16 protein-coding genes are annotated in these 15,231 nt (G+C 74.3%); 5 read left to right on the forward strand and 11 right to left on the reverse strand.

Features of this window, described 5'->3' with window-relative positions:
• Positions 1–210 precede the first annotated feature (210 nt).
• Positions 211–1,101, forward strand: a complete 891-nt coding sequence (mltG, locus tag IE312_RS01120) for an endolytic transglycosylase MltG (protein ID WP_189977388.1) — start codon at positions 211–213, stop codon at positions 1,099–1,101.
• Positions 1,102–1,113: 12 nt separating this feature from the next.
• Here the strand turns inward: mltG and IE312_RS01125 are convergent, their stop codons facing one another.
• From IE312_RS01125 to IE312_RS44085, 5 genes are all read right to left on the reverse strand, one after another.
• Positions 1,114–2,190 (reverse strand): FAD-dependent oxidoreductase, encoded by a 1,077-nt coding sequence (locus IE312_RS01125; protein ID WP_189977390.1) that lies wholly within the window; start codon positions 2,188–2,190, stop codon positions 1,114–1,116.
• Positions 2,191–2,231: 41 nt separating this feature from the next.
• Positions 2,232–3,239: an ABC transporter substrate-binding protein gene (locus IE312_RS01130; protein WP_189977393.1), complete on the reverse strand. Its 1,008-nt coding sequence runs from the start codon at positions 3,237–3,239 to the stop codon at positions 2,232–2,234.
• Between the two features lie 32 nt (positions 3,240–3,271).
• On the reverse strand, positions 3,272–4,009 hold the full coding sequence (locus tag IE312_RS01135; RefSeq protein WP_189977395.1) for an ABC transporter ATP-binding protein: 738 nt from the start codon (positions 4,007–4,009) through the stop codon (positions 3,272–3,274).
• Entirely contained in the window at positions 3,982–4,884 is a 903-nt protein-coding gene (locus IE312_RS01140) for an ABC transporter permease (RefSeq protein WP_189977397.1), read from the reverse strand. The genes IE312_RS01135 and IE312_RS01140 overlap by 28 nt, the downstream gene beginning before the upstream one ends.
• Positions 4,885–5,057: 173 nt before the next feature.
• Entirely contained in the window at positions 5,058–5,141 is an 84-nt protein-coding gene (locus IE312_RS44085) for a putative leader peptide (protein WP_349817350.1), read from the reverse strand.
• A gap of 122 nt (positions 5,142–5,263) precedes the next feature.
• Between IE312_RS44085 and IE312_RS01145 the strand changes: the two genes are divergently transcribed.
• Positions 5,264–5,686, forward strand: a complete 423-nt coding sequence (locus IE312_RS01145) for a YjbQ family protein (protein ID WP_189977399.1) — start codon at positions 5,264–5,266, stop codon at positions 5,684–5,686.
• Positions 5,687–5,743: 57 nt separating this feature from the next.
• Here IE312_RS01145 and IE312_RS01150 read toward each other — a convergent pair whose 3' ends face one another.
• The gene (locus IE312_RS01150) at positions 5,744–6,559 is read right to left on the reverse strand and encodes a helix-turn-helix transcriptional regulator (protein ID WP_229898829.1); all 816 of its coding nucleotides are present in this window, start codon (positions 6,557–6,559) and stop codon (positions 5,744–5,746) included.
• A gap of 281 nt (positions 6,560–6,840) precedes the next feature.
• The gene (locus IE312_RS01155; RefSeq protein WP_189977401.1) at positions 6,841–7,242 is read right to left on the reverse strand and encodes a DUF5997 family protein; all 402 of its coding nucleotides are present in this window, start codon (positions 7,240–7,242) and stop codon (positions 6,841–6,843) included.
• A gap of 84 nt (positions 7,243–7,326) precedes the next feature.
• Between IE312_RS01155 and IE312_RS01160 the strand changes: the two genes are divergently transcribed.
• Positions 7,327–8,112, forward strand: coding sequence for a LysR family substrate-binding domain-containing protein (locus IE312_RS01160; protein ID WP_189977403.1), 786 nt, complete (start codon positions 7,327–7,329; stop codon positions 8,110–8,112).
• A gap of 142 nt (positions 8,113–8,254) precedes the next feature.
• Here the strand turns inward: IE312_RS01160 and IE312_RS01165 are convergent, their stop codons facing one another.
• From IE312_RS01165 to IE312_RS01175, 3 genes are all read right to left on the reverse strand, one after another.
• Positions 8,255–9,748, reverse strand: coding sequence for an MFS transporter (locus IE312_RS01165; protein ID WP_189977405.1), 1,494 nt, complete (start codon positions 9,746–9,748; stop codon positions 8,255–8,257).
• Positions 9,749–10,004: 256 nt separating this feature from the next.
• Positions 10,005–10,694 carry an HAD family hydrolase gene (locus IE312_RS01170; protein WP_189977407.1) on the reverse strand — a complete coding sequence of 230 codons (690 nt, stop codon included), beginning with the start codon at positions 10,692–10,694 and terminating at the stop codon, positions 10,005–10,007.
• Positions 10,695–10,713: 19 nt separating this feature from the next.
• The gene (locus tag IE312_RS01175) at positions 10,714–11,190 is read right to left on the reverse strand and encodes an Lrp/AsnC family transcriptional regulator (RefSeq protein ID WP_189977409.1); all 477 of its coding nucleotides are present in this window, start codon (positions 11,188–11,190) and stop codon (positions 10,714–10,716) included.
• A gap of 229 nt (positions 11,191–11,419) precedes the next feature.
• Here IE312_RS01175 and IE312_RS01180 point away from each other — a divergent pair, with 229 nt between their 5' ends.
• A complete protein-coding gene (locus IE312_RS01180) occupies positions 11,420–12,910 on the forward strand; it encodes an FUSC family protein (protein WP_189977411.1) in 1,491 nt (496 codons plus the stop codon).
• A gap of 158 nt (positions 12,911–13,068) precedes the next feature.
• Positions 13,069–14,106 carry a lactonase family protein gene (locus IE312_RS01185; RefSeq protein WP_189977414.1) on the forward strand — a complete coding sequence of 346 codons (1,038 nt, stop codon included), beginning with the start codon at positions 13,069–13,071 and terminating at the stop codon, positions 14,104–14,106.
• A 171-nt stretch (positions 14,107–14,277) separates the two neighbouring features.
• Here IE312_RS01185 and IE312_RS01190 read toward each other — a convergent pair whose 3' ends face one another.
• Entirely contained in the window at positions 14,278–15,204 is a 927-nt protein-coding gene (locus tag IE312_RS01190) for a sirohydrochlorin chelatase (RefSeq protein WP_189977416.1), read from the reverse strand.
• Positions 15,205–15,231: the final 27 nt, after the last annotated feature.

Here is a 15,231-nt window from a genome sequence, read left to right on the forward strand (position 1 = left end):
CGATCACCATCGCCCACCGCCTGTCCACCGTCCGCGGCGCCGACCAGATCGTGGTGCTGGACTCCGGGCGCGTGGCCGAACGCGGCACCCACGAAGAACTGCTGGAGCGGGACGGCCGGTACGCGGCCCTGGTGCGCCGGGACGCGCAACTGCAACCGACAAACTGAACATATGCCGGGTTTAGGGTGATATGCGTATTACCGTGCCCGCATGCAGACGAACACTCCGCCACGGAGCACGATCCGACTGACACGCCGGGGCAGACTCGCCCTCCTCGTGACCGGCGCCGTCGCGGCCGGCACCGCCGTGGTGGTGCCGCTGCTGACGCTGGCCGCCGGCGGTGCCGAGGAGAAACCGGCCACGCTGGTCATCCCGGAGGGCTGGCGCGCCGGCCAGGTCTACGACGCGGTCGACAAGGCCCTCGGGCTGCCCCCGGGCAGCACCCGCACGTCCCTCGACAAGGCCCCGCTGAAGCTGCCGAACGAGGCCGCGGGCAATCCGGAGGGCTATCTCTTCCCGGCGACGTACCCCGTCCGGAAGGGGGCGACCCCCCAGTCCCTGCTGCAGCTGATGGTCGACACGGCGGACAAGAAGTACGGGCCGCCCGTCGCGGCCGGGGCCCAGCGCAACGCGATGAACGTCCACCAGGCCGTCACCATCGCCAGCATCGTCCAGGCCGAGGCCTCGACGAAGGCGGACATGGGCAAGGTGGCGCGGGTCATCCTCAACCGGCTGAACAGCGGTATGCCGTTGCAGATGGACTCGACCCTGCACTACGCCCTGAGCCGGCAGACCGTCCCGGCCGGCCCGAACGACACCCAGGTCGAGAGCCCGTACAACTCCTACCAGCGCACGGGTCTGCCGCCGACGCCGATCGACAATCCCGGCGAGGACGCGATGCGCGCCGCGCTCAACCCGACGCCGGGCGACTGGCTGTACTTCGTCACCATCAGGCCCGGGGACACGCGCTTCACCGCGGACTACGACGAGCACCTGCGGAACGTGGCCGAGTACCGCGCCGTCCACCAGGGCGCCGCGGCGGCCCCGTCCCCGAGCGGCAGCCCGCCGGGTTCGCCGGCCCCGGAGCCGTCGGGCAGCTGAGCCGACGGGACCTCAGGCGGCCACCGGCTCCTCCGCCAGCAGCCGCCGGATGTCCCGGACGGCCGCGCGGCCGGCCCGGTTGGCGCCGACGGTGCTGGCCGAGGGGCCGTAACCGATCAGGTGGATCCGTGGATCGGCGACCGCGCGGGTGCCCTCCACCCGGATGCCGCCGCCCGGCTCGCGCAGCCGCAGCGGGGCGAGGTGGCCGAGCGCGGCCCGGAACCCGGTCGCCCACAGGATCACATCGGCGGGGACCCGGAGCCCGTCCCGCCACTCGACGCCGTCCGGGGTGATCCGGTCGAACATCGGCCGCCGGTCCAGCACCCCGTCCGCGAGACCCTGCCGGACGGCGTCGTTCAACGGCAGTCCGGTGACCGAGACCACGCTGCGCGGCGGCAGCCCCTGGCGTACCCGGTCCGCCACCAGCGCGACGGCCGCACGGCCCGCCTCCTGGTCGAACGGCCCCTCGCGGAAGACCGGGGGCCGCCGGGTGACCCAGGTGGTCGCGGCGGCGTACGGGGCCAGTTCCAGCAGGTGCTGGGTGCCCGAGGCGCCGCCACCCACGACCACCACCCGCTGCCCGGCGAACTCCTCGGGGCCGGTGTACTGCGCGGTGTGCAGCTGCCGTCCCCGGAAGGTCTCCTGACCGGGACGGCGGGGCCAGAACGGACGGTCCCAGGTGCCGGTCGCGTTGACCACCGCACGCGTCGACCAGGTGCCGTCCGATGTCTCCACGAGCAGCCGCCCGCCGGCGCCCTCGCGCACCGCGCGCACGTCCACGGGCCGGCGTACCCGCAGGTCGAAGGTGCGCTCGTACCGGTCGAAGTACTCGCGGACGACCTCCGCCGAGGGCCGGGCGGGGTCGGCGCCCGTCAGCTCCATACCGGGCAGCGCGTGCATGCCGTGCACCTTGCCGAACGTCAGCGAGGGCCAGCGGAACTGCCAGGCGCCGCCCGGGCCGGGGGAGTGGTCGAGGACCACGACGTCACGGCCCGGCTGGAAACCGGTGCGCCGCAGGTGGTAGGCGGTGGCCAGTCCGGCCTGGCCGGCGCCGATCACGACAACCTCGACCTCGTGCGCTTCGTTCACGTCTCAACCAACAGTGGGCCGGGCGCCGCTCTTCCCGCCGCTCAGCCCTTGCCGGGGGACGTCGACGGCGGCAGGCCGCCGTTGAAGCGCCGGTCCACGAAGTCGGCGAAGTCCACCTTCCGCGGGATGAGCTTCAACGCGCTGAAGGCGTCCGCGATCCGCTGTTCGGAGGCGACCAGCGGCTTGTCGATGGCGACCGCGATCCGGGTGGAGTTCGTCCTCTTCACGGAGGCCAGTGCCACGTCGTAGGGCAGTCCTGTGTCCTTCGACCACACCTTGGCCCACTCCTCCTGGTGGTCGTGCACCCAGGCCGTGGCCCGCCGCAGCCGTGCCAGATAGTCCTTGACGGCGGCGGCCTTCTTCGGGTCGTCCAGCGCGGCCGGCGCCGCGACCTGGAAGGTGAGGCCGTTGGTGATGCCGTCACCGGTGGTGAGCACCCGGCCCTGCCTGCCCTGCAGGATCTGCGAGGTGTACGGGTCCCAGACCGCCCACGCGTCCACCTTGCCGGAGGTGAAGGCGGCGAGCGCGTCGGCCGGCTGGAGGTACTTGACCTTGACGTCGGCCAGGCTCAGCCCGGCCGCCTTGAGCGAGGCGACCAGCTGGTAGTGCGCGGAGGAGCCCTGGGCGACGGCGACCGACCGGCCCTTGAGCTGCCGCGGCCGGGTCAGCGGGGAATCGTTCGGCACGAGGATGGTGTCACCCCGGGAGGTGCCGTGCCAGGCGGCCACGACGGTGATCTTCGAGCCGGCACCGGCCGCGAAGACGGGCGGGGTGTTGCCGACGCCGCCGATGTCGACGGCCTTGGCGTTCACGGCCTCCAGCAGCGGCGGACCCGAGGTGAAGGTCGACCACTTGATCTTGTAGTGCAGGTCCTCCAGCTCTCCTGCGGCGCGCAGGATCGCCTCCGAACCGCCCTTCTGGTCCCCGACGTCGAGGGTCACGGAGCCCGAGCCGTCGGTGCCGGTGCCGGCGGACGCGTCCCCGCCGCAGGCGGTGAGCAGCAGGGCGAAGGGGAGGAGCAGTGCGGCGGGGGCGAGTCGTCGTCGCATGGCGGTTCCGTTCGGGTTCGGGGACGGGCGGTTCAGGCGGCTGCGGCGGCGGTGTCGACGCCGAGCCGTTCCAGCAGGCGGGCGCGGAGTGCGGCGAACCGGGGGTCGGTGATCTCGCGCGGCCGGTCCAGGCCGATGCGCTCCTCATGGGCGATCCGGCCGCCGTCCATCACCAGGACCCGGTCGGCGAGCAGCACCGCCTCCTCCACGTCGTGCGTGACCAGCAGCACCGCGCAGCCCCGGCGCTGCCACAACTCCCCGACCAGACGCTGGGCCTTGATCCGGGTGAGTGCGTCCAGGGCGCCGAACGGCTCGTCGAGCAGCAGCAGGTCGGGCTCGCGCACCAGCGCGCGGGCGAGGGAGGCGCGCTGGGCCTCACCGCCGGACAGCGTCTTCGGCCAGGCGTCGACGCGGTGGCCGAGGCCCACCTCGTCCAGCGCCCGTGCGGCGAGGGAGCGTTCGGCGCGGCCCGGCAGCCCGAGGAGCACGTTGCGCCACACCTTCTTCCACGGCATCAGCCGGGGTGCCTGAAAGGCGACGGCCCGGCGGCGCGGGACCAGAGCCGTGCCCTCGATGTCCCGGTCGAGTCCCGCCAGGATGCGCAGCAGGGTCGACTTGCCGCAGCCGCTGCGGCCGAGCAGGGCGACGAACTCGCCGGGCGCGATGTCGAGTCGGAGGTCGTCGATGACCGCGCGGCCGTCGAAGGAGCGGGTCAGCCCCTCGACGTGCACCGCGTGCCCGGTCAGCGGCCCGTGAACGTCGGTCGCCATTGCAGCAGCAGCCTTTCGAGGGAGCGGACGATGAAGTCGGCGAGCAGGCCGAGGAAGGCGTAGACGATCAGGCAGACCACGATCACGTCGGTCCGCAGGAAGTCGCGCGCCTGCACCATCAGGAAGCCGATGCCGGAGTCGGCGTTGACCTGCTCGGCGAAGACCAGCGCCAGCCAGGAGACGCCGAGCGAGTAGCGCAGCCCGGTCAGCGCCCCGGGCAGGGCGCCCGGCAGCACCACGTGCCGGACCAGTCCCCACCGGGACAGGCCCAACGACTCGCCGGCCTCGATGAGTTGGGAGTCCACCCCGCGGATGCCGGCGTAGACGTTGAGGTAGAGCGGGAAGGTGACGCCGAGCGTGATGATGGCGATCTTCGGGGTCTCACCGATCCCGAACCAGATGATGAACAGCGGGATGAGACCGACGAACGGCACCGTCCGCAGCATCTGCACCGGAGCGTCCACCAGGTCCTCGCCGATCCGGAACAGCCCGGACAGCAGGGCGAGTCCGGTGCCGGTCACGGTGCCGAGGAGCAGCCCGAGCGCGACCCGCCGGAGCGAGGTGCCCATGGCCGACGGCAGCGAGCCGTCACCGATCAGGTCCCAGCCGACCTGTGCGATCCGGCCCGGCGAGGCGAGCACGTCGGCCGGCAACGCGCCGGTGCCGCTGAGGAGTTGCCACAGTGCCAGCAGCAGCAGCGGGCCGGTGGTGCGGCGCAGCCAGCGGGGCACCCGGGCACGCCGGGTGGAGGCGGGGACGACGGGCTGGAGGCCGGGGGAGGGGAGGGAGGGCGACGGAGGGGAGGGCGTGTGTCCGGATATGCCGGATATGTCCGAACCCGAGGGTGAAGGGGGCGGGGCGCGACTGACGGTCATGATCGCTCCACGGGGAGGAGGGCCGGGAGTGGGCGACACGGTCCCGCGGCTCGTGCCTCTATGTCATGCCTCGTTCAAATCGTTCAACGGATGGCTCAGGCATGACACGCGGACAGACCGACGAAACCCGCGCGCAGAAGGCGGAGGGAGGAAGCGGGAGGGAAGAGGGGGCGTCAGCAGCCGCGGCGACACGCGGCGGAGGCCACCCGCAGCAGGTCGATGTGACCGCGCGTGGTGAGCAGGGCTGAACGCAACATGCGGCTGAACGTAGCCAGCCGGAAGCGCACCGGTCAACGGCGTCTCGTCCAGTGGACCGCCCGTCTCGGAAATCGGCGGCGCCGCGGGGTGTGAGAACCGGCGTATGGGTCAGGATGGGGGCATGTCCGATGCCTTCACCACACGCGTGCTGCACGTCTCCACCGGTTCCCGGGAGCGCGTCGTCGACCTCACCGCCGACTGCGAGGAGTTCCTGCGGGAGGCGGCGGCCGGTCGCGACGGTCTTCTCAACATCTTCGTCCCGCACGCCACCGCCGGGGTCGCCGTCATCGAGACGGGCGCTGGCAGCGACGACGACCTGCTCGCGGCCCTGCACACCCTGCTTCCCGCCGACGACCGCTGGCAGCACCGGCACGGCAGCCCCGGCCACGGCCGCGACCACGTGCTGCCCGCCATCGTGCCGCCGCACGCGACCCTCCCGGTGATCGGCGGGCACCTGGAACTGGGCACCTGGCAGTCGGTGTGCCTCGTGGACACCAACAAGGACAACCCCGACCGCCAGGTCAGGCTGAGCTTCCTGGGCTGAGCCGCGCACGTCGCCCGAACGGCGCGCCGCGGGCGGCGAACGGCGCGCGGCGGGCGGTCATGAGCGGTGCGCCCGGGCGGCCCGCGCCGCCCCGGGTGACGGCACCAGGCCCAGGCGCTGGGCGCGCAGTACCGTGCCGACGCGATCGCGGGTGCCCAGCTTGCGGTAGATGTTCTCGACGTGCTTGTGCACCGTGCGGACCGAGATGCCGAGGCGGCGGCCGATCGCGTCCGCGGTGAGCGCGTCGGTGAGCAGCGCCAGGACGGCGGTCTCCCGCGGGGTCAGCGAGCAGCCGGCCGCCCGCTCCTGCGGCGCGCCGGACGGGCCGAGCGCCCGCCGCCACTCCACCAGCAGCTGCCTTTGCCGTTCGACCGCCGTCAGCAGTGGCTGGACGCGCTCGGCCATGACGAGTTCGTCGTCCGTGAAATCCGTACCGGACCGGTACACGAGGCACCCGGTGACCGGCGCCGCGCTCCCCGGTAGCGGTACGCCCAGCACGTGGTCGACGTCCAGGACCTCGCGGAGCAGGTGCGCCGTCCGGCTGTCCGGCCAGGTGCGGCCCGCCGTCCGGTGCGCGGTGACCGGGGCGCGGTCGCCGTCCGGCCCGTAGTGGCCGGCGAAGGGGTAGCCCGCGCGCAGCAGGCGGAGGTCGGCCTCCCCCAGCCGGGCCAGCTCCGCGGCGGCACCGTCGGGCACCGTGCCGATGGTGCCGCCGCGTTCGCTCCAGTCGTCCAGCTTGTGGATGACCGTCTCACCGCCGCACACCTCGGCCAGCGTGCCGGCCAGCAGCGGCCACAGCCGCTCCGGTTCCCGTTCGTGCAGGGCCGCCACGGCGACGGCCGTCATGCGCTCGTAGGCCTTCTCCAGCCGCACGGTTCCTCTCCGGTTGCCTCGCGTACTCGCCCGACGTCGGCATACGTATCCCCAGTCGGCGTACGTACTTGTACGCATACCCTCGCGGTCCCTGTCCGGCGCAGACTTCAACCCGGCGACACCGGCCTGCTCGGACGCACCGCGTCCGACGGGCCGCCGGTACGGGGGAACGGCGGCCCGTCCGGTGTCGTCCCCGCGCACGGCGCTGCCCGGCGGTTCGGCCCGGCAACCGACGACGCCCCCCGGGCGGAGCCGGAGGGCGTCGGGACGAGCGGGAAGGGTCAGCCGCGCTCGGCGTCGCCGGCCTTCGGCTGCTGCTTCAGGTCCTTCAGGCGCGCGGCCTCCTTGCGCACCTCGGCCTGGGTGGCGCGCTCCTTCTCCAGCCACTCGGGCCGCTCCTGCTTGAGCGCCTCGATCTGCTCGGTGGTCAGCGCCTCGGTCACCCCGCCCCGGGCCAGACCCGCGATGGACACGCCCAGCTTGGCGGCCACCACCGGACGCGGGTGGGGACCGTCGCGCCGCAGCTCGCGCAGCCACTGGGGCGGGTCGGCCTGCAGCTCGTTCAGCTCGGCGCGCGTGACCACGCCCTCCTGGAAGGAGGCGGGGGTGGCGGGGAGGTACACACCCAGCTTCTTCGCCGCGGTCGCGGGCTTCATCGTCTGGGTGTTCTGCTGGGACTTCATGACGTCAAGGGTATCGGCCGTCCGCGGGGGGCCCGACCACGGCCGATGACCGGGGGCGCTCCCGGGGGCCGGTAATCTGGCCTGATGACAGGCTCGGAGGATGCACCGTCGTTCCGGCTCGCGTACGTTCCCGGGGTGACGCCCGCCAAGTGGGTGAAGACCTGGAACGAGCGGCTGCCCGACATCCCGCTCACCCTCGTCCAGGTCCCGGCCGCGCAGGCGCCCGAGATGCTGCGCGCGGGCGAGGCGGACGCGGGTCTCGTCCGGCTCCCGGTCGACCGCACGGTCCTCAGCGCGATCCCGCTCTACACCGAGACCACGGTGGTCGTCGTCCCGAAGGACCACGTGATCACGGCCGCGGACGAGGTGTCCCTGGCCGACCTCGCCGACGAGGTGCTCTTCCACCCCTTGGACGACGTCTTCGACTGGGACGCCCCGCCGGGTGAACCGGCCTTCGAGCGGCCCGCCACCACTGCGGACGCCGTCGAACTGGTGGCGGCGAACGTCGGCCTCCTGGTCGTACCGCAGTCCCTCGCCCGTCTCCACCACCGACGGGACCTCACCTACCGCCCCGTCGTGGACGCGCCCCAGTCGAGCGTCGCCCTGTCCTGGCCGGAGGAGGCCACCACCGATCTGGTGGAGGAGTTCATCGGCATCGTCCGCGGACGCACGGTCAACAGCACCAGGGGCCGTACGGCGGCGAAACCGGCCGAGGCCGAAGGCAAGCGCTCCGAGCAGGGCGGCGGCCGGCGGACGGCGGGCGCGAAAGCACCGGCGAAGTCTTCCGGCAAGCCGGCGGCCCGCACCGCGCGCGGTCGTAGCGGTGGGGGCAGGGCGACCGGGCGGGGCAAGCCGCGCCGGAGGTCGTGAGCCGCGGCCGGCAGGTACCGGCCGGCACTGCCTCCTCGGCGCCGCCCCGCGTAGCCTCCTCGGTGCCGCGCCAGGTGCCGGACCGCACCGCATCCTCGGCGCCGCCCGGCGTGCCCGGCCGCACCGCCTCCCCGGAGCCGCGCTACGTGCCGGACCGTACCGCCTCCCCGGGGCCGGTCTCTCCCGTGCCCAGCCCGGCCGTTTCCCCGGCCGGTTCCGGCCGTGCCTGTCGCTCCCGCAGATCGGCGACCGCCAGCGCGAGGGCGACCACGATGATGCCCACGGCGGAGAGCAGCCCGAGCTGCATCGCCGTGTCGGTACGGCCGTGATTGGCGAGGTGGGCGAAGTAGACCGAGCCCACCACCGCGATGCCGGCCGCCGAGCCGACCCGCTGGCCGGTCTGGAGCACGCCCCCGGCCGCCCCCGCGCGGTGCACCGGGACACGGGTCAGGGTGAGGGTGGTGTTCGGGGACACCGTCAGACCGGAGCCGATTCCTCCGATGAGCAGCGGCAGCGCCGACGCCCAGCCCAAGTTCCGTCCGGGCACCAGCTGCACCGCCAGCATCACCCCGAGCAGCCCCAGGGCCACCCCGCCGAGACCGATGACGACCAGCTTGCGGCCGAAACGCACCACCAGCCGGCCACCGAGGGCGGCCCCGACCGCCGACGCCGCCGCGAAGGGCAGGACGGTGAGGCCGGAGGCGAGCGCGCTGTAGCCGACGCCGTTCTGCAGGTACAGGGCGTAGAGGAAGAAGACGGTGGTGAAACCGGCGAAGTAGGTCAGGCTGATCAGCGCGCCGAGCGTGAAGGAGCGCAGGGAGAACAGCCCGAGGTCCACCAGCGGAGCGCGCCCGCGCAGCCCCTGCCGTTTCTCCCACGCCCAGAATCCGCCGAGCAGTGCCAGGGCCACCGGCAGCAGCGTCCACTTCGCCCGGCCGGTCCACTGCTGCTCCTGCACCAGGGGCAGCATCAGCGCGACCACGCCCGAGCCGAGGAGCAGTACCCCGAACAGGTCGAACTCCTCGCGCTTGCCGGCCGCCGGGTAGCGCGGCAGCAGCCGGAGCCCCGCCACGAAGGCGGCCACTCCGATCGGCAGGTTGACGAAGAACACCCAGCGCCAGCCGTCGTCGGTGCCGACGGCGTCGATCAGCAGGCCGCCCGCCAGCGGGCCCGCCGCGGTCGACACCCCGATGACCGTGCCGACCAGCCCGAACGCCTTGGCCCGCTCGGAGGCCCGGAACATCTGCTGGATCAGCCCGGTGGTCTGCGGCGCCACCATGCCCGCCGCCGTGCCCTGGATCAGCCGGAACAGCACCAGCCAGGAGGGACTGGCCGCGAGCCCGCACGCCAGCGAGGCCACCGTGAACAGGGCGAGCCCGATCAGGAAGGCCTGGCGCCTGCCGCGCATGTCGCCCAGCCGGCCCGCCGGCACGAGCGCGAGCCCGAACGTGAGGGCGTACCCGGACACCACCCAGGACTGGACCGCCTCCGAGGCGCCCAGCCCGCGCTCCAGCGAGGGCAGCGCCACGTTCACGATCGAGGTGTCGAGCAGCGAGATGAAGCCGGCCGCCAGACAGACCCCGAGCGCCTTCCACCGCCGCTCGTCGGGTGCGGACGGTGCCGTGACTGTAGTCATGGGGTCACGCTATGCAGTCGGGGCCCACCTCGCACGGGGAGCCACCGCGCGGGCCCCGCGAACGGTGCTCCGTGCCGGGGCCGTGCGGGACGACTTCCGGGCCGTGCCCGCCCTGTGGGCGCCGTCAGAACAGGCCGGCCGCCGTCCGTACACGCCGGCCGACGTTCGGCCACCCAGGTGTCCGTACCCCCGGGACGCGGCCGGCGTCGCGCCGGCGGGGGAACGGACGCCCCCGTCCAGTGCCCCGCGCGTCCGGTCACGGCGTCGCGTCGCGCAGCCACGCATACGCCGACCGGGCCGTGAACTCCGCCTGGCCGCCCCGCAGCAGCAGGGACGCGGTGGCGAACTCGGGGGCGTCCGCCTGGGCGGGGACGTACGGGACCGCGAGGCAGCGCATGCCGGCCGCGTGGGCGGCGGCCACGCCGGGCGCCGCGTCCTCCAGGACCACGCAGTCGGCCGGGTCCGCGCCGAGCCGGCGGGCCGCCTCCAGGAAGACGTCCGGAGCGGGTTTGCCGTGCGGGACCTCCTCGGCCGAGACCGCCGTGCGCAGGTGGGCGGCCAGGCCCGTGCCCGTCAGGATCGCCTCCATGGCGTCCGGGGAAGAGCCCGAGGCCACCGCCATCGGCACGTCCGCCGAGGCCAGCAGCTCCACGAACGCCCGCATCTCCGGGTAGGCGCGCGTGTGCCTGCGGGCCAGCTCCAGGTAGCGCCGGTCCAGCGCGGCCAGCAGCTGTGCGGCCGGGACGGGCAGGCCGTAGCGCTCCCGCCAGAGCGTCACCGTCTCCCGGGTGCCGATGCCGACGTATCCCTCGTGGTCCGCCCAGCCGAAATCCGGGACGCCGTGCTCGGCGAGGACCTGCCGGCTCGCCTCGTAGTAGTTGGGCTCGCTGTCCACCAGCGTGCCGTCGAGGTCGAAGATGACCGAGAGGGCGCCGAATTCGCTCATGGCGTCCAGGATGCCCAGGTCAGGGGCGTGCCGCCCGGCCGACCGACTCCACCAGGGGGAGCAGCCGGTACGGGACGCGTTCGCGCAGTGCCACCTCGGTGCGGGTGCGCACCACGCCGGGCAGGCTGATCAGTTTCTGGATCACGTCCTCCAGATGGGCGTTGTCCCGGCCCACCACCCGTGCGAGCAGGTCTCCGCCCCCGGTGATCGAGAAGGCCTCCACGATCTCCGGGACCGCGGCCAGCGCGTCCCCGACGTCGTCCAGATGGCCCTGGGTCACCTCGATGTGCACGAACGCCAGCACCGGGTGGCCGAGCGCGGAGGGGGAGAGGGAGGGGCCGGTGCCGGTGATCACGCCGTCCCGCTCCATCCGGTCCAGCCGGGCCTGGAGCGTGCCGCGGGCGACGCCGAGGATGCGGGCGTACTCGCGCACGCTGGTGCGCGGCTGCTCCAGGAGCAGTCGCAGGATGCGGGTGTCGAGTTCGTCCACGGCCATGATGGACGACTGTACCAATGGCACAACCGGGCTCGATTCCCCTGTGCCGTGCGACCTGGTCCGTTGGTATTCCGGCGGGCACGCCTTCTCGGTCGGTGCTGGGCCAATGGACCAGCGCTTCGGGGCAGACTTGAGCCAGTGTGCCCGGTGGTGCTCTCATGGGCGTGTCGATGGCGCTGCGGATCCCCGCGGCGCCTTTTGTGTGCGGTGTTCCCAGGGGAGGGCAGCAGTGCTGAAGAGGGTGTTCGTGGCTCCGGACCCGGGACGGGCGCGGTTGCGTTTCGCCGCGCGGGCCGTCCTCGGCATCGGGCTCGCGGTCGTGGTCTGCGGACTCGCCGGGCACTCCCTCCCCGGCGCCGTCACCGGCGGCCTCGCCGCGCTGCTCGCCCTGTTCACCGTCACCGACCCGACCGTGCGCGGGCAGGCGGTCACCACCGCCCTGCTGCCCGCCGTGGGCCTGCCGGTGCTGACCGCCGCGGCCGGGCTGCACGACCTGCCCGTGGCCCGCGACCTCGCCTTCCTGGCCGTCGTCGGGGCCGGTGTGTACGCCCGCCGGTGGGGCCCGCGCGGCCACAGCCTCGGCGTGTTCGCCTTCATGACCTTCTTCGTGGCCCAGTTCCTGCACGCCACCGCCGGGCAGCTGCCCGAGCTGTACGCGGCCGTGCTGCTCTCCGTGCTCACCGCGGCCGCCGTGCGGTTCGGCGCGTGGTGCTACGAGCGCCGGCTGCCCCCGGCCACCGTGCCGGCCGCGCCCGCCGGGACCGGACTCGCCCGGGTGACCACCCGGCAGGCCGTCCAGGCGACCGCGGGCGCCGGGTTCGCGCTCGTCGTCGGTCAGCTGGTGTCCGGCCAGCGCTGGTACTGGGCCGTCGGCGCCACCTGGTGGATCTTCGTCAACACCGCCTCGCGCGGCGAGACGCTGGTCCGCGGCTTCCGCCGGGTCCTGGGCACCGTGCTCGGCATCGGCCTGGGCTTCCTCGTCGCCGTCCCCGTGCACGGCGCGCCCGTGGCGACGGCCGTCCTCGTCGCCGCCGCCGTCTTCGGCATCTTCTACTCGGCCGCCGTCTCCTACACCTGGATGATGCTCTGCGTGACGCTGCTCGCGGAGCTGCTCTACGGCCTCCTCGGCGTCCTGAGCCCCGGGCTGCTGGCGCTGCGGCTCGCCGAGACCGGTGTCGGCGCGCTGGGCGCCGCCCTCGCCGTCCTGTTCGTGCTGCCGGTCACCACGCACGCCACCACCGACGCCTGGATCCAGCGGGCCCTGCGGTGCGTGCACGCCTGCACGGCCGAGGCCGCCGCCCGCCTGGCCGGCTCCGCCACCGCCGACCCGGCGCCGCGGGTGGCCGAACTGGAGCAGCTGCTCGGCCGGGTCCGGCTGTCGGTGGCCCCGCTGGTCCACCCGCTGAACCCGATGCCGGCGCGCAAGGCCCGGGCCCGCCGGGTCCTGGCGCTGCTCGACGAGTGCGCCCGTGAGATCCGGGGCCTGGTCGCGGTCGCCGCCGACCCCGAGGCCTCCCACGACGCCCGCCTGGCCGCCGCCTGCTGGCGGGTGGAGGCCGCGGTGGAAGCCCTCACCGCGGGCCGCTCCGAGGACCTGCACCACCCGGCCGAAACCGCCGCCGAGGGCGCCCTCGCCCATCTGCACGGCCTGGAGCGGGCCCTCGCCGAACTCGCCGAGCCGCTGCGGAGCCCGTCCGGGTCGCGGCTGGTCGGGGCCTGACCGGCCGGGGCGCGCCGTCGGCGGGACACGCGACGGCCGGGCGACCCTGTCACCCTTTTGGTCTAGACCGGAACCGGTCGACTGCTACCGTCGGGCGCTGAGCCGCCGGACGGCTCGGCGGCGCGACGGCTCGACGGCTCGACCGAGAGGGGACAGCGGTGGCACAGAACGGCAGGGCGGGCAGGCGCCGGGCGTTCATCGGATCGTTCACGGCGGCGGGCGGCCCCGGCCTGGTGACCGCGGAGGTCGCCCCGGGCACCGGGGCCCTGACCCTCCTCTCCGCCGTTCGGGACCTGCCCGACCCCTCCTACCTGGCGCTCTCGCCGGACGGGAGCACGCTGTACGCGGTCAGCGAGACGGCGGAGGGCGCCGTCGCCGCCTACCGCGTCACCGGCGACCGGCCCCAACCCGCCGGACCGCCCGTCCCGGTGCACGGCAGCAGCCCCACCCACCTCGGCCTGTACGCCGGCCACGTGCTCACCGCCAACTACGGCTGCGGCAGCGTCACCGCGGTCCCGCTGCGCCCGGACGGCGCCCTCGCCGGCGCGGCCTCAGGACGGCTCCGGCACACCGGCTCCGGACCCCACGACCGGCGCCAGCGCGGCCCGCACGTCCACCAGGTGCAACCCGACCCCAGCGGCCGGTGGGCGGTCAGCGTCGACCTAGGAACGGACTCGGTGCGGGTGTGCACCCTCGCGGACGGCACCCCCGCCGTGCACCGCGAGATCGCCCTGCGCCCCGGTTCCGGCCCGCGCCACCTGGCCTTCCACCCGGACGGCGAGCACGCCTACGTGGTCAACGAGCTGACCCCCACGGTCACCGTGTGCCGCTGGGAGCCGGCCGACGGCGGGCTGAAGCCGCTCACCGAGGTCGCCGTGCTGCCCGGCGCGCCCGCCGGCGACGCCTACCCCTCCGGAATCGTCGTCTCGCCCGACGGCCGCTTCGTGTGGACCGCGACCCGCGGCGAGGACGTCCTGTCGGTCCTGAGCGTCCAGGACGACGGCCTCCGGCTGATCGGGACCGTGCCCTGCGGCGGGCACTGGCCGCGCGCGCTCGCCCGGCACGACGGCTTCCTCTACGCGGCCAACGAGCGCTCCGGCGACGTGAGCTGGTTCGCCGTGGACCGGACGACGGGCATCCCGCGCTACGACGGCTCCGTGCGGGTCGCCGCGGCCTCCTGCGTCGTCTTCGGCTGACCGCCCGCGGCCCGGCCGGCGGGGGCCGCCGGGCAAGACGAAGGGCCCGCTCCGGGACGGGAGCGGGCCCTGTGACGTACCGAAGGGGCCTCGTGTCGTACCGACGCGGGCCTCGTGTCGTACCGAAGCGAGCCCTGTGTCCCGCAGCGCGGGACGCCGGCCGCCGGGGCGTCAGCGGACGGGCGTGCCCTGCGCCTGCTGCGGGGCGATGCCGAGCGCCGTCGTGTACTTGGCCAGCGCGAGCTTGCCGATCGCCGGGTACGCGCCGAGCGGCTCGGACGTGGCGCAGCCCGCCTCCTGGGCCGCCGCGGCCGACAGCGCCGGGTCGATCTCCGGGCCGATCAGGTACGGCGCCAGGGCCAGGTGCTGCGAGCCCGCGGAACGCAGCTGCTCGGCCACGGAGGCGATGGAGCCCTCCTGGTCCAGGGCCGCCGCCATCACCGGCACGGCCAGGCGCGCGGCGAGCAGCATGCCGGTGATCCCGGCCGCCTGCACGGCCTCCTCGCCGCCCACCGAGGCCAGGATGATGCCGTCCGCGGCGGTGGCGACGGTGAACAGCCGGGCGCGGTCGGCGCGGGCCAGGCCCGCCTCGGACAGCCGCACGTGCAGCGCCTCCGCGAGCAGCGGGTGCGGGCCGAGGACATCGGTCAGCTCGGCGGCTACCCGGCTGTCCATCACGGACTGGCGGATCTGCCGCAGCAGCGCGCTGTCCGGGCCGGCGAGCAGCGGGACGACGACGGCGACCGGGCCGTCGGGCTCCTTGATCCCCTCGATCCCGGCGGCGACGGCCTGCTCGTACCGCGCGGTGCGCTCCTCTGCGGCCCGGCCCAGCACGGCACGCAGCGTGGGGAACTCGGTGTCGTCCCCGTCCAGGTACCCGATCCGGGCGTCGAGGCCGGGCAGCTCGGAGCGGGCGATGCTCACGACCTCCTCGGCGAGGCTGCGCGTGGTGGTGCTGGGCACACCGGGCACCGCGAGGACGAGCGCGGGCGCGCCCTCGGGAGCCACCAGCGGTTCCGGGCGGCGGTGCCGTCCGGGCTGGCGGGGTCGCGGCATTCGTACGGGCAGGCCGGACGCGGGTCCAGTGGGGGAGCTCATGGCGCCGCATGTTACTGGCTTCCTGCC

Origin of the sequence: Streptomyces capoamus (assembly GCF_014654935.1) — a bacterium.
Lineage (GTDB): Bacteria > Actinomycetota > Actinomycetes > Streptomycetales > Streptomycetaceae > Streptomyces > Streptomyces capoamus.

Bases quoted from the DNA above. Each gene is read 5' to 3' on its own strand.
- mltG (WP_189977388.1), top strand. From the start codon at position 211: ATGCAGACGAACACTCCGCCACGGAGCACGATCCGACTGACACGCCGG.
- IE312_RS01130 (WP_189977393.1), bottom strand. From the start codon at position 3,239: ATGCGACGACGACTCGCCCCCGCCGCACTGCTCCTCCCCTTCGCCCTG.
- IE312_RS01135 (WP_189977395.1), bottom strand. From the start codon at position 4,009: ATGGCGACCGACGTTCACGGGCCGCTGACCGGGCACGCGGTGCACGTC.
- IE312_RS01140 (WP_189977397.1), bottom strand. From the start codon at position 4,884: ATGACCGTCAGTCGCGCCCCGCCCCCTTCACCCTCGGGTTCGGACATA.
- IE312_RS44085 (WP_349817350.1), bottom strand. From the start codon at position 5,141: ATGTTGCGTTCAGCCCTGCTCACCACGCGCGGTCACATCGACCTGCTG.
- IE312_RS01145 (WP_189977399.1), top strand. From the start codon at position 5,264: ATGTCCGATGCCTTCACCACACGCGTGCTGCACGTCTCCACCGGTTCC.
- IE312_RS01155 (WP_189977401.1), bottom strand. From the start codon at position 7,242: ATGAAGTCCCAGCAGAACACCCAGACGATGAAGCCCGCGACCGCGGCG.
- IE312_RS01160 (WP_189977403.1), top strand. From the start codon at position 7,327: ATGACAGGCTCGGAGGATGCACCGTCGTTCCGGCTCGCGTACGTTCCC.
- IE312_RS01165 (WP_189977405.1), bottom strand. From the start codon at position 9,748: ATGACTACAGTCACGGCACCGTCCGCACCCGACGAGCGGCGGTGGAAG.
- IE312_RS01170 (WP_189977407.1), bottom strand. From the start codon at position 10,694: ATGAGCGAATTCGGCGCCCTCTCGGTCATCTTCGACCTCGACGGCACG.
- IE312_RS01175 (WP_189977409.1), bottom strand. From the start codon at position 11,190: ATGGCCGTGGACGAACTCGACACCCGCATCCTGCGACTGCTCCTGGAG.
- IE312_RS01190 (WP_189977416.1), bottom strand. From the start codon at position 15,204: ATGAGCTCCCCCACTGGACCCGCGTCCGGCCTGCCCGTACGAATGCCG.